Origin of the sequence: Pseudogracilibacillus sp. SE30717A, assembly GCF_037071985.1 — a bacterium.
Taxonomy (GTDB): domain Bacteria; phylum Bacillota; class Bacilli; order Bacillales; family Amphibacillaceae; genus Pseudogracilibacillus.
The window spans coordinates 68,466-94,932 of sequence record NZ_JAXHDF010000012.1 but is presented as its reverse complement, the minus strand read 5'-3'; the positions used below and the strand labels follow the sequence as shown (position 1 = coordinate 94,932).

The window sequence follows — 26,467 nt, the reverse complement described above, 5'->3', positions numbered from 1 at the left end:
ATTTAGGTAAGGTAAATAGGATTATTTGGAAAAATTAGTTGAAAATATTTAATTGAATTGGTATGATCAGAGTAACAGCAACATGATCTACATAGATTTTGAAAGCGATTTCAAATAAAAGGAGGAAACGAAATGAAATACGCAAATCCAAATACAGAGGGATCAGTTGTTAACTTTAAAGATCGGTATGATAATTTTATCGGAGGTGAATATGTACCACCGACTAATGGAAAATATTTTGAAAATTCCAGTCCGGTTACCGGAAAAGTGTTTTGTGAGATTGCCAGATCTACAAAAGAAGATGTTGAATTAGCCCTAGACGCTGCACATAAAGGGAAAGATGCATGGGGAAATACTCCCGTAGCTAAACGAGCAAATATCTTAAATAAAATAGCTGACCGAATTTCGGAAAATCGAGAAATGTTAGCAGTTGCAGAAACGTGGGATAATGGAAAAGCAGTACGGGAGTCTTTAGCAGCAGACATTCCATTAGCTGTTGATCATTTCCGTTATTTTGCTTCAGCTATCCGAGCACAAGAGGGAACAATAAGTCAAATAGATAATGACACCGTTGCGTATCATTTTCATGAGCCATTAGGAGTTGTTGGGCAAATTATTCCATGGAACTTCCCAATATTAATGGCTACTTGGAAAATTGCCCCTGCACTGGCGGCGGGTAATTGTGTTGTTTTAAAACCTGCTGAGCAGACACCTGCATCCATTCATGTTTTACTAGATCTAATTAAAGATATTTTACCACCTGGAGTGTTGAATGTAGTGAATGGATTCGGTTTAGAAGCTGGAAAGCCACTTGCTTCAAGTAGCAGAATATCTAAAATTGCCTTCACTGGAGAGACAACGACAGGCCGGTTGATCATGCAGTATGCATCTGAAAATATCATTCCGGTAACTCTTGAATTAGGTGGAAAATCTCCAAATATATTCTTTAAAGATGTTATGGATGAAGATGATGGATTTTTAGATAAAGCAATTGAAGGTCTTGTTATGTTTGCTTTGAATCAGGGGGAAGTATGTACTTGTCCATCGCGTGCATTGATTCATGAGTCGATTTACGATGATTTTATAGAGCGGGCAATTGCTAGAGTAAATGAAATCAAAATTGGTCACCCACTTGACCAGGAAACAATGATGGGTGCTCAGGCTTCTACTGAACAAATGGAAAAGATTATGTCTTACCTAGAGATCGGAAAAGATGAAGGAGCCGAAGTTTTAATAGGAGGAAGTGCTAATAAACTTGAAGGCGAACTGGGCGGGGGATATTACGTACAGCCGACTATTTTTAAAGGTCATAATAAAATGCGTATTTTCCAAGAAGAAATATTTGGGCCAGTTCTATCTGTCACAACGTTTAAAGATGATGAAGAAGCGATGGAAATTGCAAATGATACATTGTACGGATTAGGTGCAGGGGTTTGGATTAGAAACATTGATAGAGCGTACCGCTTTGGCCGTGGTATACAAGCTGGACGTGTATGGACGAATACGTATCACCAGTATCCTGCTCACGCAGCATTTGGCGGATATAAGAAATCAGGTATCGGAAGAGAAACTCATAAAATGATGTTAGGCCATTACCAGCAGACGAAAAATATGCTTGTTAGCTATAGTGATGGGCCAACAGGTCTATTCTAAAAAAGAAAACAGTGACTCCCACAATTCGTGGGAGTTTTTTTACAAATAAGTTTTGCATCATTTCATACTTCCTACTATATAATAAGAATAGAAAGGATGATAAAAATGGTTGAACGTGTAACAGCAACAGATAAGGCAATTACTTTAATCGAAACGTTAAAGGAAATGCATGGTCCACTTATGTTCCATCAATCAGGTGGATGCTGTGATGGTAGTTCACCAATGTGTTATCCACGTGATGAGTTTAGAGTAGGGGATTCAGACGTCCTCCTTGGAGAAATTGGCGATTCACCTTTTTATATGTCTAAAGATCAATATGAATATTGGAAACATACAAAATTAATTATTGATGTTGTAGATGGAAGAGGTGGGATGTTTTCCTTGGAAGGACCTGAAGGAAAACGTTTTTTAACACGTTCTAGAGTATTTACGGAAGAAGAACAAAAAGAATTAAATAAAATGAGCTAAACTGGGAGATCGTCAAATAGTATAAATTTGACGATCTTTTATTAATCTTTATTCTTTTCAACCGAGAAAACAAAATTAGTTTTTAATCATATAATGGAGTAAATTGTTCGCAAAAAGGAAGTGTTTTAGGGTGCAACATGTAACAAAGTATTACGTAAGTGGTCATACGGCGGAAGGATATGTTAACTTTTTATCTAGTAATTTAGTGCAAATCAACAAAGTGATAGTGTTACAACATCCTTCTAACAGATTGAAAACAAGAGTGTTAGAAAAATTAGCTGCCCCATTTGAAGGAAAAGAGCATATTGAAAGGATATGCAGTAGTCGATCAAATGATTATCTAGAAGGTATCATTATGCGAGAAAGTTCATTAGCTGTCCTAGCTGAACAAGTCGTAAAAGATAAAATTAATAACGCTACGTATATAAATCTCGAAAATTACCAACCAAGTGGGATAAATAAAGATTTGTTAAAAGAATTTGAAAGTAAAATCGTAAGTTTACAAAATGAAGCATATACTCATTTTAAAAGGGGATTAATTATCCATGATGACTTAGAAAAGATTTATATTAATGAGATGGATTTTAATAAGGCGGATCAAGAAGCAGAGCAATTTATCCATTTATTATTTAATGGAATAAAGAAAAAACAGAAGGATTCAATTATTTATGAACGTTTGTTTGGAACGAATACTTCCGATGGAGTTGTAAACCTTGTTGAACATCTAATTGATCCAATTGAAAATCGAGTATTTATTAAAGGTAGGGCAGGTACGGGTAAGTCATTCTTTATGAAGAAAATATTAGAATCAAGTATTGAGCATGGATTTGATATTGAATTATATCATTGCAGTTTTGATCCTGAAAGTATCGATATGCTCATTATAAGAGAGCTTGACTATTGCTTGTTTGATAGTACAGATCCCCATGAATTTTTTCCTTCTCGTGAAGGAGATCAGATTATAGATTTATATGAAAAGACGGTTGCTAAAGGAACAGATGAGAAATATGCAACCGAAATAAGTAAACTTACAATACAATATAAAACTGAAATGCGAGAAGGTATTAATAAGCTTAGACAAACAAAATTGTTAGAAAGAGAAAAAGAGAAGAGATTTAAGGAAGTAAATGAGGTTGAGTTAGAGAGTGCTATCCAAAAAATAGCAATAAAACAATAATTTCACTCTTGCAATTTTTCTGAATTCGTTGTAAAATAAGTCAACTAAAACTATTTGCTTCAATTAGGAGGTGGGAAAAATGGTAACAGTTAAATTATTAAAACCTTATTATATTAAAATGAATTCAGAGTATATTCGGATAATATTGGCTTACCAATATTTCTCATTATTAATTAACAAAAAGGTATACCATTTTGTTCCAATTGAAGGTCAAGAGATTTTAATTAACCGGAAAACGAAGCAAGTTGTTAATACAGAGACGAAGTTTGCTTTTCAAAAAGGGAAAGAAATTATTTATATTACGATGAAAAAATTAACGTCACTCGTTGATTTTATGGATCAATTGGAAGAAATTATTAAACCATATTACGAAAAGACTTTGAGCATACAGAAACAAGATGAGCAAATAAATGAAAAGACAGAACGTTTAATTAAAGAGTTAGAAGAACAAAACATTAAGCGACTCATTGATAAATCGCTTGATGAAGGTGACATTCACACTTTTAATACACTGGTACAATTACTTTAAGAGAATTTTTCTATGACGATAGGAAATTCTCTTTTTTTGTTTAAAAAGCGGACTAATTTGTCACCAGTTAATACAATAAGAAGTTTAAAATTCCTGCTCGAAAAGTGGTTTTGTGATATGGGGACATTGGTGAAATTAATTTCTTTTTTCTTAAAGTTGGGAAAGGGAAAATTTCAGAAACGTTATTTTATGATTATATTTTGAATAAGTAATCCTACTACTTACTGCTTTCCATTCTGAGCGGAGGCATCCATCTAGAACGGGAAGTAACGGTCTATTAGGAAATCAATAATATAAAAGGACACGGAAAGACATTTACCTTTTCCGTGTCCGATATTACTAATTCAATTATTGTCGGCTAAATTTTTCACCTACGCAATTTTACAATAAAACAAAAACGAATGAGTCTTAACCTTTTAATAAGTGATTATTTAATTTCCGTTAAAATTTCGGCAACTTTTCCGGCAACAAAACTGCTGGAACCTACATCTTGGACACTCTCCATCATCATTGCAATTAAGATGTCTTCGGAATCTGATGGATAGGCTACAAACCAGCCATTTTCATTTCCATTTGTATCATGAGATAATTTTAGTTCTGCTGTTCCAGTTTTTCCAGCAATTGCGACTTTATCATTATTTGCTACTTTTGCTGTTCCTTTTGTAACAACATCTCGTAAATAGGATTTCATTAATTCTGCATCTTCTTTATCCATAACATTTTCAATCCATATTTCACTTTTAGGGTCATCTACTAAAAAGCTTGGCTTTATCATATTTCCTTCATTTAAAAATACTGTGTATGTCAGTGCCATATGCAGAGAGCTTAATTCAATTTCTCCTTGACCATAACTCGTATTTGCTAATAATACTTCATCGTTTAATTTACCATCATTCGAAATTTGTGAAACGGAGAATGGATAGGTCAATGGAAGTTCTTCGCCTAAACCAAATTGTTTTAATCCATCCAAATATTTATCTCCACCCATTTCAACAGCCTTCATTGCAAAATAGATATTATCGGAACGGATAAGAGCTGAATGAAGATCTACAGGGTTTGCTCCTGTTGAAACACGTTTGACTTTATAATCTCCCCAACTGTCTTTTCCCCATGTTAATCCTTCAATAGTAACCCCATCTTCTGGTTTAATCGTTCCATTAGCCAATCCAATAGCAGCTGTAATTGGCTTTAACACAGATCCTGGTGCATAGGTTGCAGTAAATCTATTAATAAATGGTTGTTTCTTATCCTCCATTAACGCATCCCATTTTGCTTGACTAATACCGTATGCCAGTTCATTTGGATCAAAAGATGGACTGCTAATAAGTGCTAAAACTTCTCCAGTTTTAGGCTGTATGGCTGCAGCTGTTCCTGACTTATCTCCATAAGAATTAAAAATCTTTTCCTGTAAATTGACATCAATAGTAACTTGTATATGCTCACCATGTTTGACCGGTCTTTCCGCCAATACATTCTCTTCTTTTTGATCGGCATCTTGTATTTCAATAATAATTGTGACGCCATCCGTTCCCCGAAGTTGTTCCTCATATAATTGTTCTAATCCACGTTTGCCAATTATATCACTTTCTTTATAGAGTCTTTCCGGATATTTTTCTATTTCTTCTGAAGTAACTTTTCCGATATATCCTGTTAGATGAGCTGCCGCTTCCCCAGCCGGATATATTCTGCCAGTCGTTTCTACAGAAGTAACTGCAGGAATTGCTAACAGATTAGCTAATTGTTCTTCAGCTGTTTTTGGAATAACTTTTAATGGAACAAAATGATCATCTTCTACCCAAGATGCATTTAAACTGGTATTAATGGAATCTTCTGTTATATTTAACAATTTTGCAATTTGTTCAATTTCTGTTTCCTTATTTTCAAAAAGATTTGGTACCACTCCGATTTCATACGCTATATCATTTATAGCTAAAGGCATTTGATTGCGATCTAGAATTTCGCCCCGCTTAGCTGCAGTAGTCTCGATTTTTATTTTTCCTTCTTTTGCTAAATCAGGGAAAATAAACCCCGGATCCCATTCCACATACCATTCTTCTTTTTCTTCGTCATCTTCTGAAGCTCTGTCTTTTTCCTTTTGAAGAGTCATATCTCTTTCGAATTCAATTGGACCAGCGATACTTTCCATCTTTACTTGTAAAGAATATGTAGCACTCCCTTGATCGAAAGCTTGTTTTTCTTGTTCATCATTTAATTCTGTAAAGGTAATTTCCAACTTATTTATTTCTAAATCTTTAAATACTTTTTCATATCTATCTACATATTCATCTGTTGGAAAGCTTTCCCTAGCTTCTTCTGTTAATAAGTCATACATTTCGGTGAAATCTGATTTCATCCATAATTCTACATATTGCTTCATTCGATCGTTTGGACTGCTCTCATCTTTAGAACACCCCATAATAAATAGTAAAATAATTAAAGTTCCAATGTAAAACAATTTCTTCATTAATAGCCCCCCAAATTGGCGTTACTTTTATCTTTATTAAGTATAGCTTTTTAGTTACAGAAAATAAATAATATTAATGAAAAATGTATAAGTTTATAAAGAATAAAACAAGATTCATTTTCAGTACGTCGTGCATATAATAATTTAGACATAAACTTAGTTAATGCTTGTAGAATTTACATTTTTTGTTTAAAATAATATAGGGTATATTAACAATTAATAGCAGTATTTAAATTTATGTCGAAAATTACGATAAGGGTGAACAAGTCAATGGATCAAGAAAAATTAAAAAGTTTATTAAGAAATTTTATACAAGAAACAGAGAATCATAATATCACATCCACAGATCAACTTATTAATCTCGTTGTTAATGAGTTTCAGAAAACCATGCTAATAGCGACTAATCGTTAAACGACTAGACTATGGAGCAGCATTGATTTCAGTTTCAATATATTTTTTATCTTTAAGCAGAATACGTACTTGGTTATTTGTTAAATTAATCATTTCGGATTTAAATGTTTCGATGTAGTCGATATGTACATAAACTACGAGCTCTACATTTTCTAAATAATTTATTTCATCTAGTATATGTGGAGATTGATGTAATGAATTTTCAACTCTTCCTAAAAGTGGGTAACTAACCGTTAATGAGATTCCTTGCATCAATTGTCCCTTGACGATACCTATATGTTTGATCGTTTCTGAAGTAGTAGAGCTATAAGCACGAATTAAACCACCTGCACCTAGTTTAATCCCGCCAAAATATCTTGTCACAACTACGGCTGTATTTTTTAAATTTAAACGTCTTAACACTTCTAACATTGGAATGCCTGCAGTGCCACTTGGTTCTCCGTCATCATTAGCTTTTTGAATCTGATCATGATCACCAATAATATAGGCAGAGCAGTTATGAGTCGCATTATAATGTTTCTTTTTTATTTCTTGAATAAATGAAACTGCATTCTCTTCTGTATTGACCCTTTGTACATAGCCGATAAACCTGGATTTTTGAATTATTATTTCGTGTGAACCAGCTTGTTTTACTGTATAATATTGATTTAACATATTCTACAATTCCTCCGATGAAAAAAGGTACTGTTTCAATTATAACATAGGTCGGTGAAAGTAATGGTATTAGGAAATAAAATGGACGAAAAAACGTTAGATGCGATCATTGATGAAATGACGAATGCGGTTGAGAAAAGTAAAGATGAAATTTTTCATATAAGTGAAGAAGCAATGGATGAACATTCTTATCTGCTCCGGGAATTAGAAGAAACGAAAGAATTAGTTAAAGAATATATTTCAAAAGGGGACAAGCTCGAAAAAGAAGTAAAAAAGTCTAGACAGAAACTCTCTTTAGTTAGCCGTGAATTTAACCGATATTCAGAAAGCGATATCCGTCAAGTATATGAACAAACCCATACATTACAAACAGAATTAGCGATTATGAGGCAGGAAGAAAAAGCTCTTCGGGAAAGACGGGACGAGTTAGAGCGAAGAATTATGCGTTTACGTCGGACAATAGAACATGCTAATAATTTGGGCAGAAAAGTCTCTGTAGTGCTCACATATCTTCATGATGATTTCAGCCATGTAAATGAAGCTTTAAAAACAGCAAAAGAGAAGCAACAATTCGGGTTGAAAATTATTGAAGCTCAAGAAACTGAGAGAAAGAGATTATCACGAGAGATTCATGATGGACCTGCACAAATGCTCGCAAACATATTGATACGTTCAGAGATTGTTGATTTAGCTTTTCGCGAAGGAAACGTTGATCACGCTTTAGGAGAAGTAAAAAGTATTCGGGAAAATATCCGTTCATCTCTACAAGAAGTGAGAAGGATCATTTATGACCTTCGTCCTATGGCTTTAGATGATTTGGGGCTGTTTCCAACAATCCGGAAACATGTAAAAACGATGGGTGACTATAGTGGGATTGATATCGAACTCATCTTATTGGGTGAAGAAAAACGCTTAGATACAAATTATGAAGTTGCCATTTTTCGTTTGATGCAAGAGGCACTTCAAAATGCGATTAACCACGCTCAAGCTGAATCGATAAAAGTAGTAATCGAATCACGAGACGATCAAATTACAGTAGTAATAAAAGATGATGGAATTGGCTTTGATAAATGTGTAAAAGAGTTAAAGAAAAATTCATTTGGTTTAATCGGAATGCGGGAGCGAGTAGAGATTCTCGAAGGAGAGTTGGTCATAAATACAAAGAGGGGAGAAGGTACTACAGTTAAGATAAAAATCCCATATCGTGTAAGTCAAGATGCGAATTAATAACTATATTTTGTTATAATTTTATATAATATGATGCATTTTGATTAATAAACAGATACAATAAGATAAAACTAATGGAGGAGAAATACGAATGGTATCACAGGAAGTCATTACAATTGCACTAATAGATGATCATAAATTATTTCGTGAAGGGGTTAAAAGAATACTTAGTTTTGAGCCTTCTTTTGAAGTTGTTGCAGAGGCTGATGATGGGCTTGAGGCAAAAGATATAGTTAAAGAGTACCAGCCTGACATTGTGTTAATGGATATAAATATGCCAGAAATGAATGGTATAGAAGCTACAAAGGAATTACTTCAAAATAATCCAGATTTAAAGGTTATTATTCTATCGATACACGAAGATGAAAGCTATGTAACTCACGCACTCCAAACAGGTGCTCAAGGGTATTTGTTAAAAGAAATGGATACTGAATCTTTAATGGAAGCGATAAAAGTTGTGTATGACGGAGGATCTTATTTACATCCTAAAGTTACACATAATCTTGTACAGGAGTATCGCAAATTAATTAAAACACAAGAAGCGAATTCTAATCTGACTGAAATTGAGTATCGTAAACCATTACATCTATTGACTAAAAGAGAGTGTCAAGTATTGCAATTACTTTCTGAAGGACAGAGTAATCGAAAGATTGCTGAAATGTTAGTTATTAGTGAGAAAACAGTAAAAAACCATGTAAGTAATATTCTACAGAAAATGGATGTGAACGACCGAACTCAAGCTGTAGTAACAGCAATTAGAAACGGTTGGGTAGAAGTGTTTAATAAATAGAAAAAAAAGGGGGAGACTATTGAGAATAGCGATCGTTACAGATAGTACTGCTTACATACCTGATGAACTATTACATAAATATAACATTCACACAGTACCATTAAGTGTCGTATTTGGGGATGAGTCATTTCGAGAGGGAATAGACATAACTACAGAATCTTTCTATAAAAAAGTAAATGAAGCAAAAGATTTACCATCTACCTCTCAACCAGCAATTGGAACATTTATCGAGTTATATGAAGAGCTTGCGAAAGACTATGATGCTATCATCTCGGTCCATCTTTCCAAAAAATTTAGTGGGACATATGATGCCGCTAAAAGTGCAGGAAGTATGGTTGAAAATATTGAAGTGCATGCATATGATTCTGAACTTAGTGCTATGCCTCAAGGTTTTTATGCCATTGCTGCCGCTGAAATGGTACAAGGAGGAAAGACAGTTCAAGAGATAATTGCCAAATTAGATGACATGAAAGCTAAGACAAAAGCCTATTTTATGGTAGATGATTTAAGTCACCTACAAAGGGGCGGCCGTTTAAATAGTGCTCAGAAAATTATTGGAAGTCTGTTAAATATAAAACCAATATTACATATTGTAGACGGATTAATTGTCCCGTTTGAAAAAATAAGGACGCGTAAAAAAGCGATTAATCGAATTATGAGTATGCTGGAAAATGATGCAGAAAATAAACAGATTGTACGAGTTGTTTTTATCCATGCTAATAATAAAGAATCTGTTACAACATTACGTGATAGTTTTGCAGAAAAGTATCCACAAATTGAAACGATTATCAGTTATTTTGGACCAGTAATTGGTACTCATTTAGGCGAAGGTTCTATCGGCATTTGCTGGTACACGGAATGAGGTGAACTTCATTTTTAGATCTTATCTAAAACAAATCATGATGCGATTTCTTTCTAAAATGAAGCAAGTGCAGGGGAGGAGGCTAACGAACTCCCCTGACGTCGCCCAAATAAATATTGACAAAAATCTCGGTAAAATACAAATACAAACTTTAGCTAGAAAATATAGCGGTAAGTTATTAACCCGAAAAGAAATATCTCTAAATGAACATACCTTTCAAAATTTACTTCAAGCTTCCTACTTTACTTCACGACCTTCTATTCAGAAAACCTTCCTTACATCAACCTGTCAGAGATGCAATAATATGAAAAAATCTCTTTTTGCAAAAATCCCTTGCACAAAATGTAATTATACCCATTACTATTGCAGAAACTGCATTGCAATGGGCAGAGTTATGGAATGTGAACCACTCTATTTTTGGAGTGGGGATTCATATAAATGGCAAAAACATAAGCATCCCTCTAAATGGCTAGGGGAATTAACGAATGCCCAACAACATGCAGCAAATAAAATTAACCAGATCGTAAAAAAAGGAGGAGAATTACTCGTTTGGGCGGTTGCAGGGGCTGGTAAAACAGAAATGTTGTTTCCTGGTATTACTACAGCATTGCAACAAGGAAAAAGGATTTGTATTGCGACTCCAAGAGCGGATGTTGTAAGGGAATTATTGCCTCGACTAAGCAAAGCGTTTCAACACATACATATTCAAGCTCTTTACAGCGGGAGCAGAGATAATGATGGGACGGCACAACTCATTATTTCTACAACCCATCAACTGTATCGTTATCGAGCAGCCTTTGATGTATTAATTATTGATGAAATTGATGCATTCCCTTATCACAATGATCTGACCTTGCAATATGCTGCAATGCAAGCACGTAAGAAAGAAGCCGCACAGATATATTTAACTGCTACTCCACGGGAAAAATTACAGATTCAAATAAAAACAAGAAAATTAGACCACGTTTTTGTCCCCATTCGTTTTCATGGTTATTTTTTACCTGTTCCTGTATTGAAAAAATTTAATAGTCATAACGAGTCAAAAGGGATTGTTCAGTTTGTAGAATGGATACGTACAAGAGAAAGACCTAAAAGACAATTACTCATCTTTGTCCCGACAATCAAGCTAGCAAATGAATTAAGAGCCCCTTTGAAGAAATTGCTTTTTGAAGAAAGTATAATAAAAATGCCATCTCAAATACAATCTGTGCATGCAGAAGACAAAAAAAGAGAAGAAAAAGTAATTGCTTTTCGTAAAAATTACATTTTTGTATTAATAACAACGACCATATTAGAAAGAGGTGTAACTTTTCCTTCAGTTGACGTTGCTGTCTTATATGCAGATCATCAAGTGTTTGATGAAGCTGCCCTTGTCCAAGTTTCAGGACGAGCCGGACGAAGCCCAAAAGACCCGTCGGGAGAAGTTGTTTTTTTTCATAATGGCCAAACAAATGCAATGAAGCGTTCTATCCGTTCAATTAAACAAATGAATCAACGAGCAAAAAATATAAATAGTACTCTATGGATGAAAGGAGAGTAGAATGACAAACTGTTTGTGGTGTGATGCGCAATTAATAGTACAAGTTCATTGGACAGAAGTTTTTAATCCTCAGGCACAAGTTAATGTTTGCCAGGTTTGTAAAAATGCAATTGAAAAAATAAAGGGTCCTGTTTGTCGTAAATGTTCACGTCCGTTTTACGGAGAAATTTGCGACGATTGTACAAGCTGGAAGTCCATATATAATGATGAAGACCCATTAAGTAAAAATGTCTCATTATTTTCGTATAACTCATTTATGAAAGAAGTAATGATAAGGTGGAAATATCAAGGCGACTACATTTTGGGAGAAATCTTCCGTCAGCTATTTGCAAAGCAATTTAAACAAAAATTCAGTGAAAAGATTAAACATGTTAAAATCGTTCCTATTCCACTTAGTGACGAAAGAAGCAAGGAACGCGGCTTTAACCAAGCATTAGAATTAGCCTCTTTTATTCATCCTTCTCCATCACTCTTATTAGAACGACATCATAGTGAAAAACAAGCTAAGAAGAGTAAAATTCAACGAATGAATACAAAAAATCCTTTCTATTTAAAAGAATCTATTAACAAACCCGTTGTCTTGGTCGATGATATATATACAACTGGAAGAACGTTACGTCATGCAGCACATTTGCTGAAAGGAAATGGATGTCCGAAAATTTATGCATATACATTGATTCGAGGCTAAATTTTTAGCACGTTATGCTATACTATAAAAAACAAGTTGAACGGGTGATACTCATGAGTAAATTAGGTAACTGTGAGCGTTGTGGTGTAGTATTTGCAAAAACAATTAGAGATATTTGTCAAGCATGTTATCAAGAAGAAGAGCAAGCATTTCAAACTGTATATCGCTATTTGACAAAAAGAAAAAACCGTGAAGCAACGATGGCTGAAATTGTAGAAGCTACCAAAGTGGAAGAAGATTTGATTATCAAATTTATGAAAGAAAATAGACTTCGGGCTTCACAATTTCCGAAGCTATCTTATCCTTGTGAAAAATGTGAGGCTGGAATTGTAGAAGGAAAGCTTTGCTATAATTGCACAGATACAATTAAAACCCAATTAAAACATCATAATCAAATGGAGGAAATAGCAGAAAAGAGAAGGAAAAGTCAACATGAATCCATTTACTATATAATGCAAAAAGGTAACAAATAGTTTTTTACTCTTATCATTAGTCGGTAATCGTATGACTTTAGCTAGTTAATAAATTTATTAATTTAATAATTAAAGTCTTTATCCGATATTAGTATTAGTAGGAGATTTTGAACGGTAATTTCAAAGGAAAGAGGTAGTTTAAATGAAAATTCAAGGGCCAAATCCTTTAATAAATGCATATAAAAGTCAACAACAGAAGCAAGTAATTAAGAAAAATGATACCCAAAAAGACCAACTTAACATTTCAGATGCAGCAAAAAAGATGCAAATGAATGAGAAACATTCGGTTGATCGTGCAAAGCGTATAGCCGAATTAAAAAAACTTGTTCAATCAGGTGAATACAAAATTGACTACGAGAAAACCGCCCAGAAAATGAATAGTTTTTGGTCGAAACAGTAGGGGAGGTTATTATTATTCATACAGAGAAATTATTAACAAATTTGGATGAATTAACGGAACACCATGAAATGCTGATTTCTATATCCAAAAGTAAAACAGAACAAATTAAATCAGGTGATATGGATAACTTTTCTAAATTGCTTATGCAAGAAAGAAAGCAATTACAAGCGATTGTACAAAGTGAAACGAAGCGTCAAGAACTAGTAAATCAAGTATTTAATGAAATTGGAATTGGACAGAAGGATAAAACCGTTAGTGAGTTAATGAACCATATAACAAATAAAGAGGAACAAAAGCGGTTAGACGAAGCGGTAACGAAATTAGCGAACAGTATTATTGAACTTAAGCAAACAGAGCAATTGAATAATGAGCTGATTCAACAATCCATGCAATTTGTTCAATTATCATTAGATATGCTTCAACCATCCGCACAATCAATTAATTATACGAACAAAACCGTCAAGCAGGAAAGGATTAAACAATCCGTATTTGATTCGAAAGCATAAATAAAGTAGGGAGATATGACATGAGTACATTTCAAGGATTAGAACTTGCAAGAAAAGCACTCTTTGCTCAACAAGGTGCGTTATATACGACAGGACATAATATAGCCAATGTAAATACATATGGATATTCTAGACAACGTGTTAATTTTGAAACGACGACTCCTTTTCCTAATCCATCACGTGGTATGCCAAATAGAGCGGGTCAAATGGGAACAGGGGTTGAAATAGGTACCATTCAACGTTTACGAGATCAGTTTTTAGATTTTCAATTTCGTACTGAAAATAGCACACTAGGATATTGGGAGAAAAAACAAGAAGCAGTAACCAGAATGGAACAAGTGCTAAACGAACCTTCTGAAAATGGCTTAGCAAAAACGATGGATCGCTTTTGGCAGTCATTGCAAGACTTAGCGGATAATCCGGATAATTCAGGTGCCCGTTCTGTCGTTGCTCATAGAGGCTTGGCACTTGCAGAAACATTTAATCATCTGTCAAAAAGTATGCAATCAATTCAGTCTGATCTAAAAGACCAAATTGATGTGTCAGTAAAAGATATGAATTCTTTGCTAAAACAAATTAATGAATTAAATAAGCAAATTCAAAAGGTAGAACCACATGGAATGTTAGCAAATGATCTATATGATGAGCGTGATCGATTAATTGATAAACTTTCAGACTATATGAATATTAAAGTACATCGTACTCCTAGTAGTGAAAGCTCTCTTGAAATAGCAGATGGTCTTGTATCAATTGAAATTCTCGATTCCAGAGGCAACTCACTTAGTCCAGATGGCGTGTTTTTAATTGATGCAAGATCAGGAAAAGATTTAGATTCAGCAGTTAATGAAATTTCTGTTCAACCGGGAGCGAATGAAAAAGGTCCGATCACAAGTGTATCGATAGCCGGTCAGGAATTAGAAAATTTAGATATATTGAAATCAGACGGATCATTCAGTGCGTTAATAGAATCATATGGGTACGAAGAGAATGGAGTTGTAAAAGGGCTTTATCCCGAAATGTTAGCTGAGTTAGATAAAATGGCGAGAGAGTTTGCGAATGAATTTAATAGAGTACATCATGGTGGGAAACATTTAGAAGAAGACAATGATGGTAACGGCAGTAAGTTTTTTGTTAACAAAGCTAACCAAGAAGATAATGACTATAAAAATTCAACAGATCGTGATGAATCGATTACTGCTGAAAATATTACTATTAATATCGACATATTGGAAAATGAGAATTTAATTGCTGCCGGAGATCCAGATAAAGGTAGCCAAAATGGTGATAATGCTCATGCACTTGCAGATGTCTTTGATCAAAGTTTAGATGGACTTGGCAATACGTCTGCTAGAAAGTTTTATGCTTCGTTAATTGGTGATCTTGGTGTAAAAGGTCAAGAGGCTCGAAAAATGAAGGAAAGTACTGAAATAATACAAGCACAAATTGATTTTTCCAGAATGTCTGTTAGCGCCGTTTCTCTTGATGAAGAAATTTCAAATTTAATTAAATTCCAACATGCATACAATGCTGCGGCACGGAATATGACTGCAATTGATGAGATGATTGATCGAATCATTAATCAATTAGGATTAGTCGGAAGATAGGGTGAGGGTATATGCGAATAACACATACAATGTTACAAAATAATATGTTGAATAATCTGTTTAAGAGTCAAGCCCAAATGGAGAAGTACTTTACACAAATATATACGGGTAAAAAAATAAGCCGCCCATCTGACGATCCAGTGATCGCCATGAAAGGGATGGGTTACCGTACACAAGTTACTGAAGTCGAACAATTTAGAAGAAATGCTTTAGATGCATGGAACTGGATGGATCATTCTGATGATGTATTAGATAAAGCGACAAAGGCTGTCCAACGCATGGAATATCTTGCGGTTCAAGCTGCAAATGGTTCATATAGTGAAGATGAACGGATAAGTGTTATGAAAGAAGTAGAGCAATTACAGGAGCAGCTTGTAGAGTTAGCTAATACAAAAGTGAATGGCAAGTACATTTTTAACGGAACAAATACAGATAAGCCGCCTATTAACCCTACACCAGATGAAAATGGAAAATATCATGTTACTTTTGGTGATGGAGACGGTTTAGATGAAATTTTTCCAGTTCAAATAGAAATATCAAAAGGAATTAAAATACCTATTAACGTAAGTCCTGAAGGTATTTTTGATCAAGAATTATTTGATAATATTAATGGATTTATTAATGCATTGAAAAATGATGATAATGTTGCAGAAGGCGAAGCAACCATTGACGATAGTATTGAGGCATTAAACAAAAGCATGCTCAATATTGTAAATGGACGGGCAGAGCTTGGTGCACGTATGAACCGAGTAGAATTGATAGAAGATCGTTTGGCTGAACAAGAAATAATTGCTAAAGATACAATGATGAAAAATGAAGGTGTGGATTTTGAAGAAGCAGTTACGAACTTACTTACACAAGAAGTGATTCATCGTGCAGCATTATCAGCTGGAGCAAAAATTATTCAACCATCATTAATTGACTTTTTAAGATAATACTTGTACCCTGTCTAAGATTATTGGACAGGGTTTACTTTCTTAAATGAGAGAGGAGGGATTTTGTGCGATTTCCCCAAATTAGGATGGAGTCTCAATTTGCCAGGATTGGAATCAAACAGAATCCAGCACAGATTGAATTAAAGCAAGGTAAAGCAGAGTTGTCTATTGAACAGCCAAAAGCAGATATGTCAATTCGAGCTCCTAGAGGTAAGTTAACCATTGATCAAAGTCAAGCATGGGAAGAAATGAATTTAATGAGTACAAAACGATTAAACGAAAAATATGCAGCCGAAGGGATGCGGGCAGTATCAGAGGGAACGGGACGTAGAGCAGAAGAGGGAGCCGGCCTAATTGACATTCATAAGAATGTCGATATGTTTGCGGAACAAGCATATCAAAAAAGCAATACGATGAAAACATTAGGTTTCAAATATATTCCTTCCCCTTTTGCTGTTAAGATTTTTTATGAACCAGGAGATTTACAAGTTGACGTACAGGAAAATAAGCCTTTAATTAATGCACAAGTAGTGAAACCGGAATTAACCTTTCAAAGAGGCAATGTAGATATAACGATAGAACAGTATGCCCAATTAAAAATAGATTTTGAAAATCTGTATGTTTAAAAGCATGTAAAGAAAGGATGTATTTCATGCTAATTGATACAAAATATTTAGGAAAGGTTCAAATTGAAGACGAAAAGATAATTCAATTTGAATCTGGACTGCCTGGATTTAACGATGAAACTAAATTTGTTATTCTTGATATTCCTGGGAATGAACTGATGCAAATCTTACAATCTATTCAAACACCCGATTTAGCATTTATAGTGACGAATCCGCACTATTATTATAAGAACTACACATTCAAATTGGATGAGCCTATTATTGATTCGTTAAATATTCAGGAAGAAAAGAATATTGTTATTTTAGCAATTATGACGATTCAAGAGCCGTTTCATCTTAGTACGATTAACTTACAAGCCCCAATTATTATCAACTCGAAAAACAAGCAGGCAAAACAGTATATTTTGCCATATGATCAATATGAAATGAAGGCCGCTATTTCGTTCCCCATGGAAGAGAAAGGGGTTTAACGATGTTAATATTAACGCGCAAAACAAAGGAAGCTATTCGAATCGGTGAAGATATTGAAATTTCAATTTTAGGTATTGAAGGTGATCAAGTTAAGATCGGAATTTCAGCGCCAAAATCAGTAGAAATTCATCGTAAAGAGATTTATGATGCGATTCAAGTCCAAAACAATGAAGCTGCGAAGCTTCCAAAGGATATATTTACTCTTTTTGAAAAAGAAAGTGAAGGTTAAGCTTCTATATTAAACTATTCTGTTGCCTAGCCGATATATACAATAAGAAAACAGAATAGGAAAATAGAATAGGAGTGTATGATCATGAGTATGAATACTATTTCAAATCACGGATCGGCTATCCATCATCAAAATGAATTATTGCCGGATCAAGTATCTAAAAAACAATCGCAGCAAAAAAATGTACCATTAAATAAAGAAGCTAACAATATGCCGGTAAAGGAAGTTAGTCGGGGAGACGTAAAATCTACAGTTGAAAAACTGAATGATTTTATTGATCCGATTCAAACGAATTTGAAATTTGTATTCCATGAAGATTTACATGAATATTATGTTACAGTTGTAAATCCTCTTACTGATGAAATTATCAGGGAGATCCCTCCTAAAAAAATGCTTGATATGTATGCAGCAATGACAGAATATATGGGATTATTAGTAGACGAAAAGATTTAAGGAGGAAATAAAATGGTAATGCGTGTTGGTGGTATTGCTTCAGGTATGGATATTGAAGCAATGGTTAAAAAATTAATGGAAGCGGAAAGAATGCCGTTAGATCGCTTAAAGCAACAACAGACAATATTAGAATGGAAGCGTGATGCTTTTCGGGAAATTAACAGTACGCTTTTAGATCTTGATAACATGATGTTTGACTTGAAAATGTCTTATACATATAAGCCAAAATCAGCTACATCTTCGCAAGAAAGCATCATAGGTGTAACAGCGAATTCGAATGCACCGAATGGATCGTATAATATTGAAGTTACTCAATTGGCGAAGAATGAAATGCAGGTTAGTGGTAAAATTAATCCAGAAGATGTATCTTCATTTGAAGGTACCCATACATTCTATACCTATGATGAAAAAGGTGACCGGCAAGAACATAAATTAACGATTGAAGAGGGCGATTCGTTACCACAAGTGTTGAAGAACATTGAAAAAGCTAGCGGAAATACCGTTCGTGCTTTTTATGATGAAACCTCAAAACAAGTGGTGTTGGAGACTACTAGAACAGGAAAATATAACGAAAATGAGAATGGAAATGAAATAGAATTTGGGCCTTCTGAAGGTGGAAACGAATTTTTTACCGATTTTCTGGGATTGAGTAATAATCAGTTAGCAGATAATGTTAGAGCAAAAAATGCTACATTCTCTTATAATGATGGATTAACATTGACGTCGCGAGACAACTCCTATACTCTAAACGGTGTGACATTTGATTTTAAAGCAACCGGTACTTCACGTGTCACGGTTGATACAGATGTGGATGCGGCATTTGATAATATTATCAAGTTTGTTGACAAATACAATGAAGCAATTGATAAGCTGAACAAATCACAATCCGAAGAACGTTTCCGAGATTTTCAGCCGCTTTCAAATGAACAAAAAGCTGAAATGTCAGAAAAACAGATCGAGCAATGGGAAGAAAAAGCGAAGAGTGGTATTTTACGTAATGAATCTCTATTAAGAGATGGGATGTATGCTCTTAGACAAAGTTTGCAGTCTAAGGTAGAAACCGGTGGAGAGTATACGTTACTAAGTCAAATTGGGATTACAACAACAGAGGATTATATGGATGGCGGGAAATTAAAAGTTGATGAAAAGAAATTAAAAGAAGCCCTTCGAGAAAATCCAGATGATGTATACAAACTATTTGTTAATAATGCAGAAGGAAATGAACGTGGGTTAATTAATCGGTTTGATAATGCAGTTGACCGTGTGAAAGGTCAAATTGAAAAACAGGCTGGCCGAGAAGGTAATACATTAGATAATTATTCAATCGGTAAACGAATGAAGGAAATGAATGAGCGAATTTCTGATTTTGAACGAAGAATGCTTCAAGTTGAGCAAAGGTATTGGAACCAATTTACTCAAATGGAAAAAGCTATCTCTAATCTTAATCAGCAATCATCTTATCTATTCTCTCAATTTGGTGGTGGAATGTAAGTGACAACTTACAAATGTAGGAGAGTGAATTTATTATGATGTCAAAACAATTCCAAACATATCAGAACAATGCGGTGAACACTGCTTCAGGACCACAACTAACGATGATGCTTTATAATGGATGTATTAAGTTTATTAATCAAGCGATAAAAGCGGTTAATGAAAAAAATTATGAAGCAAAAAATACAAATATCCAAAAAGCACAAGATATAATTCAGGAATTAATGTTAACACTTGATCAAGAAATTGAAATTTCTAAACAATTACTTCCATTATATGAATATATTCATTTTCAACTTCAACAAGGGAATATTAAAAATGATGTAAACTGTTTAGAAGAAGCATTAACATATGTGACTGATTTCCGAAACACGTGGAAAGAAGTGATGAAACAAGGAGCTTCCACCTATGTCCAAGGTGCACAAGTATAATGAAGAATCTTGAACAGTTATATGAAATTTCCGAAGCTATCTTACAAGCGTTAGAAAATGAACATGCTACCAATCGGGAACAAACGATTCAGCAGATTGATGAGCTTATTGGTAAACGGGAAACGATCATCGAGCAAATAAAAGGGCCTTATACAGAAGATGAAGAAGAGATTGGACAAAAAGTTGTTCAATTAAATGAACAGATTAAAGTGAAAATGGATGCATTATATTCCCAGGTAAAAGAAGATATGAAACAAGTTAAACAACAAAAAAAGTTAAATCGTTCTTATATTAATCCATATGGTCCGATTAAAACGACAGATGGTATGTATTTAGACCGAAAACAATAATAGATTCATTCATCAAGTAATCCGAACTAGAATTCAAGTTTGTTCTGTACATTTGAATTCGTTCGGATTTTTCTATCTATACATTACAGTGTAAATGATCTTGTTATACACGATGGAGCAAAAAATATAATATATTTTATACATTCAGATAATAATTAAAAATCTCGTTGAATTGAAATCGCTTACATGTTATGATTGCAATTAAATTAAATTTTAAAAATTGATTGTTTTTGTACATATACACTTGCACATTCTAGACATCTACGGAACAAAATGCATACAAGAGCAATGAATGTGAAAGGTTTTTGACCCGTAAAAAGTCTCTTCAAAATAAAAGGTATGAATGAGGTTGGGACATAAGCTAGAAAAAGTTATCGAAACACGAATAATTATGTTTATAATAGTCGCTACAGAAATATACTCCGCTTTAACCACTGGCATAAGAGCGACATCTGTCCAAGCCGCACTATCGCTTGCTTTCACAGTGTCTCCTTTACCGCCAACGCTGATAAGCACCTTCAGGCTTCGCCTTTTTAGTGTCTTATCGAGGCTTTACTTCTGGCAGGAGTCTCCGTATATTTCTTTCGCTACCTTGAAATATTGTTCGTGTTTCATATCTACTATTTTATCCCAACCTCTTTCTATAAAATATCACTTTTTTAAGGAGGAATTACATGCAAAAGGTTAAAAATCGTTGGCTTATTGCTGCTTCGGCAGTAGGTATTCACATATCTATTGGTTCGGCATATGCTTGGAGTGTTTTCACGAATCCAATGGTCAATCAATATGGTTGGGATACGACGCAAATATCACTTGCCTTTAGTATCGCTATCTTCTTTTTAGGTACATCGGCTGCTTTTATGGGGCGTTTTGTTGAAAAGCAAGGACCTAGAAAATCTGCAATGCTTGCAGCTACATTTTTTGGTGTAGGTGTAGCAGGGTCAGGATTAGCTACATCATTTGAATCGTTGGCCTTATTATATTTATTTTATGGTGTAATTGGAGGTACTGGCCTAGGTATAGGATACATAGCTCCTGTTTCTACTCTTGTAAAATGGTTTCCTGACAGACGTGGACTTGCAACGGGACTAGCTATTATGGGTTTTGGCTTTGCAGCATTACTTAGTGGGCCGGCAGCAGCAGGGCTTATTGAAAGTGTAGGTATATCGAGTACATTTTATATTTTAGGAATTATTTATTTTGTAGTTATGATTCTTTCTGCACAATATTTAGCTCCACCACCGGAAGGATGGGCACCAAAAGGTTTTATTGAAAGTCAACAAAATGGTACGAAAAAAATTAAAGCTGATTTGTCTCAATTAACAGCAAATGAAGCGGTAAAAACAAGACGTTTTTGGATGTTATGGGTCATGTTGTTTATTAATATTACTTGCGGTATTGCAATTTTAGCGGTTGCTTCACCGATGGCCCAAGAAATTACGGGTATGACAGCAATTGCGGCGGCAGCAATGGTCGGGGTGCTTGGACTATTTAATGGTGCTGGTAGACTAGGGTGGGCATCGCTTTCGGACTATATCGGGCGACCAAATGTATATACAGCTTTTTTCGTCATCCAAGTAATTGCTTTCTTCGCTTTGCCTTATGCGACAAATCCGATTTTATTTCAGATATTACTTTTTTCCATTTTAACATGTTATGGTGGAGGATTTGCATCAGTTCCTGCTTATATCGGCGACTTATTTGGAACGAAGCAACTAGGAGCTATACATGGTTATATCCTTACTGCTTGGGCTTTAGCAGGAGTTGTAGGACCTATACTCTTATCCAGAATATATGACCTTACGAACAGTTATAATATGACGATGACGATCTTTGGGGTACTGTTTGCAGTCGCCTTGTTTGTTTCTATATGGATTCGGGCAGATATTAGACGTTTACAGCAAAACCAAGCGAAAAGAGATCCTCAAGTATCGGGTGTAGCGTCAAAAGCTTAATCTCTATGTACTTTATGCCGTAATGGTATGTCAAGGAGTAACCGTTGAGCTTTTTATAGACTCAGAGAAAAAACGAATCTATGAAATTAGCTTCATTTTTTCATAAGAATAGTATAGACTTGGAAGTAACTTGATATATCGCTCTTTTTTATATCATTCGAAACGGAGGGATATTTTGTGGCTAAAACAAAACATACAGGGCCAATCAAATTATCAAAAAAGCCTGACCCAAGCCTGTGGGTAAGTAAGGTTCCTTTTGGTATTACAAAAATAAAACCACATCATATTAGAGATACGATGAAAGTTGTATGGGAAAACAAAGACAATTTACCATATGCGACGAGAATAATTACACAGGGAGTCTGTGATGGCTGCGCTTTAGGGGTTCAGGGGCTAAAGGATCAGACATTGGCTGGGCCCCATCTCTGTACTACACGGCTGAATGTTTTACGCTTAAATACAATGAAGGCAATGAAAGAAGATATTATTCATGCAGATATTGATGAATTAAGGAAGATGGACAGTACAGAACTCCGGAAATTAGGTCGGATTCCGTATCCATTAATCCGAAAGCCGGGTGATAGGAAATTTAGCCGAATTTCTTGGGATGAAGCATTGGATACTATTGCTAAGAAAATCAAAAAAATTGACCCAAAACAGTATGCATTTTATTTAACGTCAAGAGGGATTACGAATGAATCTTATTATGTAGCAGGGAAAGTTGCTAGATTTTTAGGAACGAATAATATAGATAATGCTTCACGTATTTGTCATTCACCTTCAAAGACGGCATTAACTAGATCAGTCGGAATTGGTGCTTCCAGTTGTAACTATAAAGACTGGATAGGTACTGATGTGCTTGTATTTTGGGGATCTGTGGCTGCTAACAATCAACCTGTTTCAACAAAGTATATGTATGCAGCAAAACGTAAAGGAACCAAAATTATTATTATTAACCCTTATTATGAACCATCCATGGATAACTATTGGGTTCCTTCTATCCCTGAGTCGGCTTTGTTTGGTACGAAAATTGCTGATGATGTCTACCAGGTAAATATCGGTGGAGATATTGCTTTTATGCATGGGATTATGAAACATTGGTTTGAAATGGAAGAAGAGGAAAAAGGTTCAGCAATTGACTATGCTTTTGTAGAGAAGCATGTAAATGGATTAGAAGAGTTAAGAGAGAAAGTAACAAGATATGAATGGGAGCAACTAGAAAAATCATCTGGTCTTTCGCGAGAACGGATGGGTGAACTTGCAAAATTGCTGGCAAAATCAAATTCTGCTGTTTTTGTTTGGTCGATGGGACTTACGCAACACCGGTTCGGCACGGATAATGTTTCCCAAGTTGCAAATTTAGCATTATTAAGAGGTTTTTTAGGACGTGAACACTGTGGTTTGATGCCAATCCGCGGTCATTCCGGAGTTCAAGGGTCAGGAGAAATGGGTGCTGATCCATTTTCATTACCTGGCGGAGCGATGGATGATGAAGGTAGGAAGCGTGTTGGAAAAGTTTGGGGTTTTGACATACCAACATGGCAAGGAGATATAGTAGGAGTTTCATTGGAAAATGCTTTATTGCCTGAAGACCACGAACGTAAATTGAAATTATACTATATGTCTGGTGGTAACTTTTTAGAGACGATGCCTGAGCCAGACTTTGTTAAAAAATGTCTAGAAAGTGTAGACATCCGTGTTCACCAAGATATAATTTTTAATACATCGACCTTCGTAGATGCAAAAGAAGCGGTAATTGTATTGCCTGCAATGACACGTTACGAACAACCTGGTGGAGGAACGTCTACTTCGACAGAAAGAATGGTCTATTTTTCTCCAGAAATTAAAGGTCCACGAATTGAAGAAGCTAGATCGGAATGGGAGATCTATGTTGACTTAGCAAAACGTGTAAAACCTGAAGATGAAGAATTAATAAAATTTAAAGACGCTTATGAGGTTCGTGATGAAATAGGAAAAACAGCACCGAATTACGATGGTATCCAGCATTTAAAGGAAAACGGGGATCTTTTTCAATGGGGAGGAGCCTGGCTGTGTGAAGGGGGAGTTTGCCCGACACCAGACGGAAAAGGAAATCTTATTCCGGTAGAAATTCCGGAGTTGCGTAAACCAGAAGGCCACTTTTATGTCACGACAAGAAGAGGGAAACAGTTTAATTCGATGATTTATGGTGAAAAAGATCCATTTAATAACGCGGATCGTTATGATGTCTTAATGAATGAAGAAGATGGTAAAAAACACGATATTGAAGAAGGAGACGCAATTGTCGTCTACAATAAATATGGTACATTCAATGGCAGGGCTAAGTTTGTTCCGATTAGAGAGGGGAACATCGAAGTCCATTGGCCAGAAGGAAATCCGTTAATTCCTAAAGGTGTCTATGAAGAGTATGCAGGAATTCCTGAATATAATGCTGCTGTAATCGTTGAAAAAGCTGAAACTTACTTTGCTCACAAGGATACTAAATATGTCGAAAAAAGAGTAGAAGAATTGGAAATGGAAATAAGTTAAGATTAGAATATGTCATATCTCAATTTTATAATTGGGATGTGACTCTTTCTTTATAGAGAAAATAAGACGTAATAAAATAATTTTTTTATTGAAAATAATTGATAACATGGTATCTTATATGAAAGGAAGTTAAATCTTAATTGTACTATTTTGTTAATAATTTACCTTTGTTTATATGGTAAATTAATGTGGAAAAGTAGTATAATAAGATTTACAAATAAAAAGGAGGACACTTATATGAATTACAACATTCGTGGTGAAAATATTGAGGTGACACCCCCTATACGTGAGTATGTGGAAAAAAAGATTGGTAAGCTTAATAAATATTTTGATACACCACCGACATCTGATGTTCATGTGAACCTAAGTGTCTATAATGACGAACAACAAATTGAAGTAACTATTCCTATGACAGATTTATTGTTACGTGCAGAAGAGCAACATGCTGATTTATATGCAGCTATTGATTTAGTTGTTGATAAATTAGAAAGACAAATTCGAAAATACAAAACAAAAGTAAATCGTAAATTCCGTCAAAAAGGTGCTCCAAAACATATTTTTGCGGAATTGGAACAAGAAGCGAAAGATAATCAAGAAGAATATGATGATATCGAAATTGTTCGTACAAAACGATTTAATTTAAAACCGATGGATTCAGAAGAAGCAATATTACAAATGGATATGTTAGGACATGCATTTTTCGTCTTTACAAATGCTGAAACGGACGACACGAATGTTGTCTACAAAAGAAAAGATGGAAAGTATGGTTTAATCGAACCTACGAACTAATGAAAGACAGCCTTATTGGGCTGTCTTTTTTTGTGTATAGATTTATTATAGGATGAAACGATATAGAGTAAAAAACAGTGTGAATAAAGGTGGAACTAACACCTTTTGCATAATAACTGTGTGTAAAAATATTCATAAATTGTTAGTGAGAAGATTAAAAGGTAATCACCTTTCCATGTATTTTAAGGTCAAATCAGTATGTGAAATTACTTAAATTGCAAATTGTCCAAATTTGTCGAAATTTTCATAAAAAACTCAAAATTTTATCATTAAATGAGGCAAAAAGCAATTTTGTATTTATTTATGTAAAAGAATTCATGCAAAATGTGTAGATATTGCTTTTTTTGTACGATAAAATTAAAAATTAGCAATTAGACGTTCTAACTAACCCTGTGGTATAACTAAGATAATCAGTTACATCGGAGGGGGTTGTGATGAAAAAGGAAATGACATTTGAAGAATTAGTAAAAAAAGTACAGCAACAGGAAGACACAGTCGTTCAGTTAGTAAGAATTATTGCGGCAACAAATCATCGGATTTCTGAAATACAAATAAAACAAGAAACTTTAGAAAGAACATCACTTACCAAATAACTGAATTCCCTCCAAATCATCCTCAAATGATGTCTTCCATCGTTAAAAAGAGTAGTAATCTTCATACTACTCTTTTTTAAATTATATTAAATTAGGAAATAGTATAAACAGTTCTCTAGTTGTCATCTATATTTGAATAGTGGTATTATGTAAGGTGGACGTATTTATA

27 protein-coding genes are annotated in these 26,467 nt (G+C 34.6%); 25 read left to right on the top strand and 2 right to left on the bottom strand.

Features of this window, described 5'->3' with window-relative positions; translation table 11 throughout:
* Nucleotides 1–132 precede the first annotated feature (132 nt).
* From adh to SPD48_RS17525, 4 genes are all read left to right on the top strand, one after another.
* The gene (gene adh, locus SPD48_RS17540) at nt 133–1,653 is read left to right on the top strand and encodes an aldehyde dehydrogenase (protein WP_336259427.1); all 1,521 of its coding nucleotides are present in this window, start codon (nt 133–135) and stop codon (nt 1,651–1,653) included.
* A gap of 105 nt (nt 1,654–1,758) precedes the next feature.
* Entirely contained in the window at nt 1,759–2,121 is a 363-nt protein-coding gene (locus tag SPD48_RS17535; RefSeq protein WP_336259426.1) for a DUF779 domain-containing protein, read from the top strand.
* 130 nt (nt 2,122–2,251) lie between these two features.
* A complete protein-coding gene (locus tag SPD48_RS17530; RefSeq protein WP_336259425.1) occupies nt 2,252–3,298 on the top strand; it encodes a hypothetical protein in 1,047 nt (348 codons plus the stop codon).
* Nucleotides 3,299–3,377: 79 nt separating this feature from the next.
* Nucleotides 3,378–3,827: a hypothetical protein gene (locus SPD48_RS17525; RefSeq protein WP_336259424.1), complete on the top strand. Its 450-nt coding sequence runs from the start codon at nt 3,378–3,380 to the stop codon at nt 3,825–3,827.
* A 427-nt stretch (nt 3,828–4,254) separates the two neighbouring features.
* Here the strand turns inward: SPD48_RS17525 and SPD48_RS17520 are convergent, their stop codons facing one another.
* Nucleotides 4,255–6,291, bottom strand: coding sequence for a penicillin-binding transpeptidase domain-containing protein (locus SPD48_RS17520; RefSeq protein WP_336259423.1), 2,037 nt, complete (start codon nt 6,289–6,291; stop codon nt 4,255–4,257).
* 420 nt (nt 6,292–6,711) lie between these two features.
* Entirely contained in the window at nt 6,712–7,356 is a 645-nt protein-coding gene (locus SPD48_RS17515) for a YigZ family protein (RefSeq protein WP_336259422.1), read from the bottom strand.
* 63 nt (nt 7,357–7,419) lie between these two features.
* On the opposite strand from SPD48_RS17515, the gene SPD48_RS17510 reads away from it, so the two are divergent.
* The 21 genes from SPD48_RS17510 to SPD48_RS17410 all read left to right on the top strand — a co-directional run bounded on the left by SPD48_RS17510 (nt 7,420) and on the right by SPD48_RS17410 (nt 26,298).
* The gene (locus tag SPD48_RS17510; RefSeq protein WP_336259421.1) at nt 7,420–8,583 is read left to right on the top strand and encodes a sensor histidine kinase; all 1,164 of its coding nucleotides are present in this window, start codon (nt 7,420–7,422) and stop codon (nt 8,581–8,583) included.
* A gap of 91 nt (nt 8,584–8,674) precedes the next feature.
* Nucleotides 8,675–9,373 carry a response regulator transcription factor gene (locus tag SPD48_RS17505; RefSeq protein ID WP_336259420.1) on the top strand — a complete coding sequence of 233 codons (699 nt, stop codon included), beginning with the start codon at nt 8,675–8,677 and terminating at the stop codon, nt 9,371–9,373.
* 19 nt (nt 9,374–9,392) lie between these two features.
* Nucleotides 9,393–10,235, top strand: a complete 843-nt coding sequence (locus tag SPD48_RS17500; RefSeq protein ID WP_336259419.1) for a DegV family protein — start codon at nt 9,393–9,395, stop codon at nt 10,233–10,235.
* A gap of 394 nt (nt 10,236–10,629) precedes the next feature.
* Complete coding sequence (locus SPD48_RS17495) at nt 10,630–11,775, top strand: DEAD/DEAH box helicase (protein WP_336259418.1); 1,146 nt, start codon at nt 10,630–10,632, stop codon at nt 11,773–11,775.
* Between the two features lies 1 nt (nt 11,776).
* Nucleotides 11,777–12,463 (top strand): ComF family protein, encoded by a 687-nt coding sequence (locus tag SPD48_RS17490; protein ID WP_336259417.1) that lies wholly within the window; start codon nt 11,777–11,779, stop codon nt 12,461–12,463.
* Nucleotides 12,464–12,516: 53 nt separating this feature from the next.
* A complete protein-coding gene (locus SPD48_RS17485; RefSeq protein WP_336259416.1) occupies nt 12,517–12,936 on the top strand; it encodes a TIGR03826 family flagellar region protein in 420 nt (139 codons plus the stop codon).
* A gap of 142 nt (nt 12,937–13,078) precedes the next feature.
* Entirely contained in the window at nt 13,079–13,336 is a 258-nt protein-coding gene (gene flgM, locus SPD48_RS17480) for a flagellar biosynthesis anti-sigma factor FlgM (RefSeq protein WP_336259415.1), read from the top strand.
* Nucleotides 13,321–13,842 carry a flagellar protein FlgN gene (locus SPD48_RS17475; protein WP_336259414.1) on the top strand — a complete coding sequence of 174 codons (522 nt, stop codon included), beginning with the start codon at nt 13,321–13,323 and terminating at the stop codon, nt 13,840–13,842. Before flgM ends, SPD48_RS17475 begins: the two co-directional genes overlap by 16 nt.
* 20 nt (nt 13,843–13,862) lie before the next feature.
* Nucleotides 13,863–15,446, top strand: a complete 1,584-nt coding sequence (flgK, locus tag SPD48_RS17470) for a flagellar hook-associated protein FlgK (RefSeq protein ID WP_336259413.1) — start codon at nt 13,863–13,865, stop codon at nt 15,444–15,446.
* Between the two features lie 11 nt (nt 15,447–15,457).
* On the top strand, nt 15,458–16,381 hold the full coding sequence (flgL, locus tag SPD48_RS17465; RefSeq protein ID WP_336259412.1) for a flagellar hook-associated protein FlgL: 924 nt from the start codon (nt 15,458–15,460) through the stop codon (nt 16,379–16,381).
* 65 nt (nt 16,382–16,446) lie between these two features.
* Complete coding sequence (locus SPD48_RS17460; RefSeq protein ID WP_336259411.1) at nt 16,447–17,007, top strand: DUF6470 family protein; 561 nt, start codon at nt 16,447–16,449, stop codon at nt 17,005–17,007.
* Nucleotides 17,008–17,033: 26 nt separating this feature from the next.
* Nucleotides 17,034–17,477 (top strand): flagellar assembly protein FliW, encoded by a 444-nt coding sequence (fliW, locus tag SPD48_RS17455; RefSeq protein WP_336259410.1) that lies wholly within the window; start codon nt 17,034–17,036, stop codon nt 17,475–17,477.
* Nucleotides 17,478–17,479: 2 nt separating this feature from the next.
* Complete coding sequence (gene csrA, locus SPD48_RS17450) at nt 17,480–17,707, top strand: carbon storage regulator CsrA (RefSeq protein WP_336259409.1); 228 nt, start codon at nt 17,480–17,482, stop codon at nt 17,705–17,707.
* 84 nt (nt 17,708–17,791) lie between these two features.
* Nucleotides 17,792–18,160, top strand: a complete 369-nt coding sequence (gene flaG, locus SPD48_RS17445; protein WP_336259408.1) for a flagellar protein FlaG — start codon at nt 17,792–17,794, stop codon at nt 18,158–18,160.
* A gap of 12 nt (nt 18,161–18,172) precedes the next feature.
* Complete coding sequence (locus tag SPD48_RS17440; protein ID WP_336259407.1) at nt 18,173–19,651, top strand: flagellar hook-associated protein 2; 1,479 nt, start codon at nt 18,173–18,175, stop codon at nt 19,649–19,651.
* A 35-nt stretch (nt 19,652–19,686) separates the two neighbouring features.
* Nucleotides 19,687–20,082 (top strand): flagellar export chaperone FliS, encoded by a 396-nt coding sequence (gene fliS / locus SPD48_RS17435; protein WP_336259406.1) that lies wholly within the window; start codon nt 19,687–19,689, stop codon nt 20,080–20,082.
* Nucleotides 20,082–20,432, top strand: coding sequence for a flagellar protein FliT (locus SPD48_RS17430; protein ID WP_336259405.1), 351 nt, complete (start codon nt 20,082–20,084; stop codon nt 20,430–20,432). Before fliS ends, SPD48_RS17430 begins: the two co-directional genes overlap by 1 nt.
* A gap of 674 nt (nt 20,433–21,106) precedes the next feature.
* Nucleotides 21,107–22,387, top strand: a complete 1,281-nt coding sequence (locus SPD48_RS17425; RefSeq protein WP_336259404.1) for an L-lactate MFS transporter — start codon at nt 21,107–21,109, stop codon at nt 22,385–22,387.
* A gap of 177 nt (nt 22,388–22,564) precedes the next feature.
* Nucleotides 22,565–24,916: an FdhF/YdeP family oxidoreductase gene (locus tag SPD48_RS17420; RefSeq protein WP_336259403.1), complete on the top strand. Its 2,352-nt coding sequence runs from the start codon at nt 22,565–22,567 to the stop codon at nt 24,914–24,916.
* Between the two features lie 237 nt (nt 24,917–25,153).
* Nucleotides 25,154–25,705 (top strand): ribosome hibernation-promoting factor, HPF/YfiA family, encoded by a 552-nt coding sequence (gene hpf, locus SPD48_RS17415; RefSeq protein ID WP_336259402.1) that lies wholly within the window; start codon nt 25,154–25,156, stop codon nt 25,703–25,705.
* 434 nt (nt 25,706–26,139) lie between these two features.
* Nucleotides 26,140–26,298 (top strand): hypothetical protein, encoded by a 159-nt coding sequence (locus SPD48_RS17410; protein ID WP_336259401.1) that lies wholly within the window; start codon nt 26,140–26,142, stop codon nt 26,296–26,298.
* Nucleotides 26,299–26,467 lie beyond the last annotated feature (169 nt).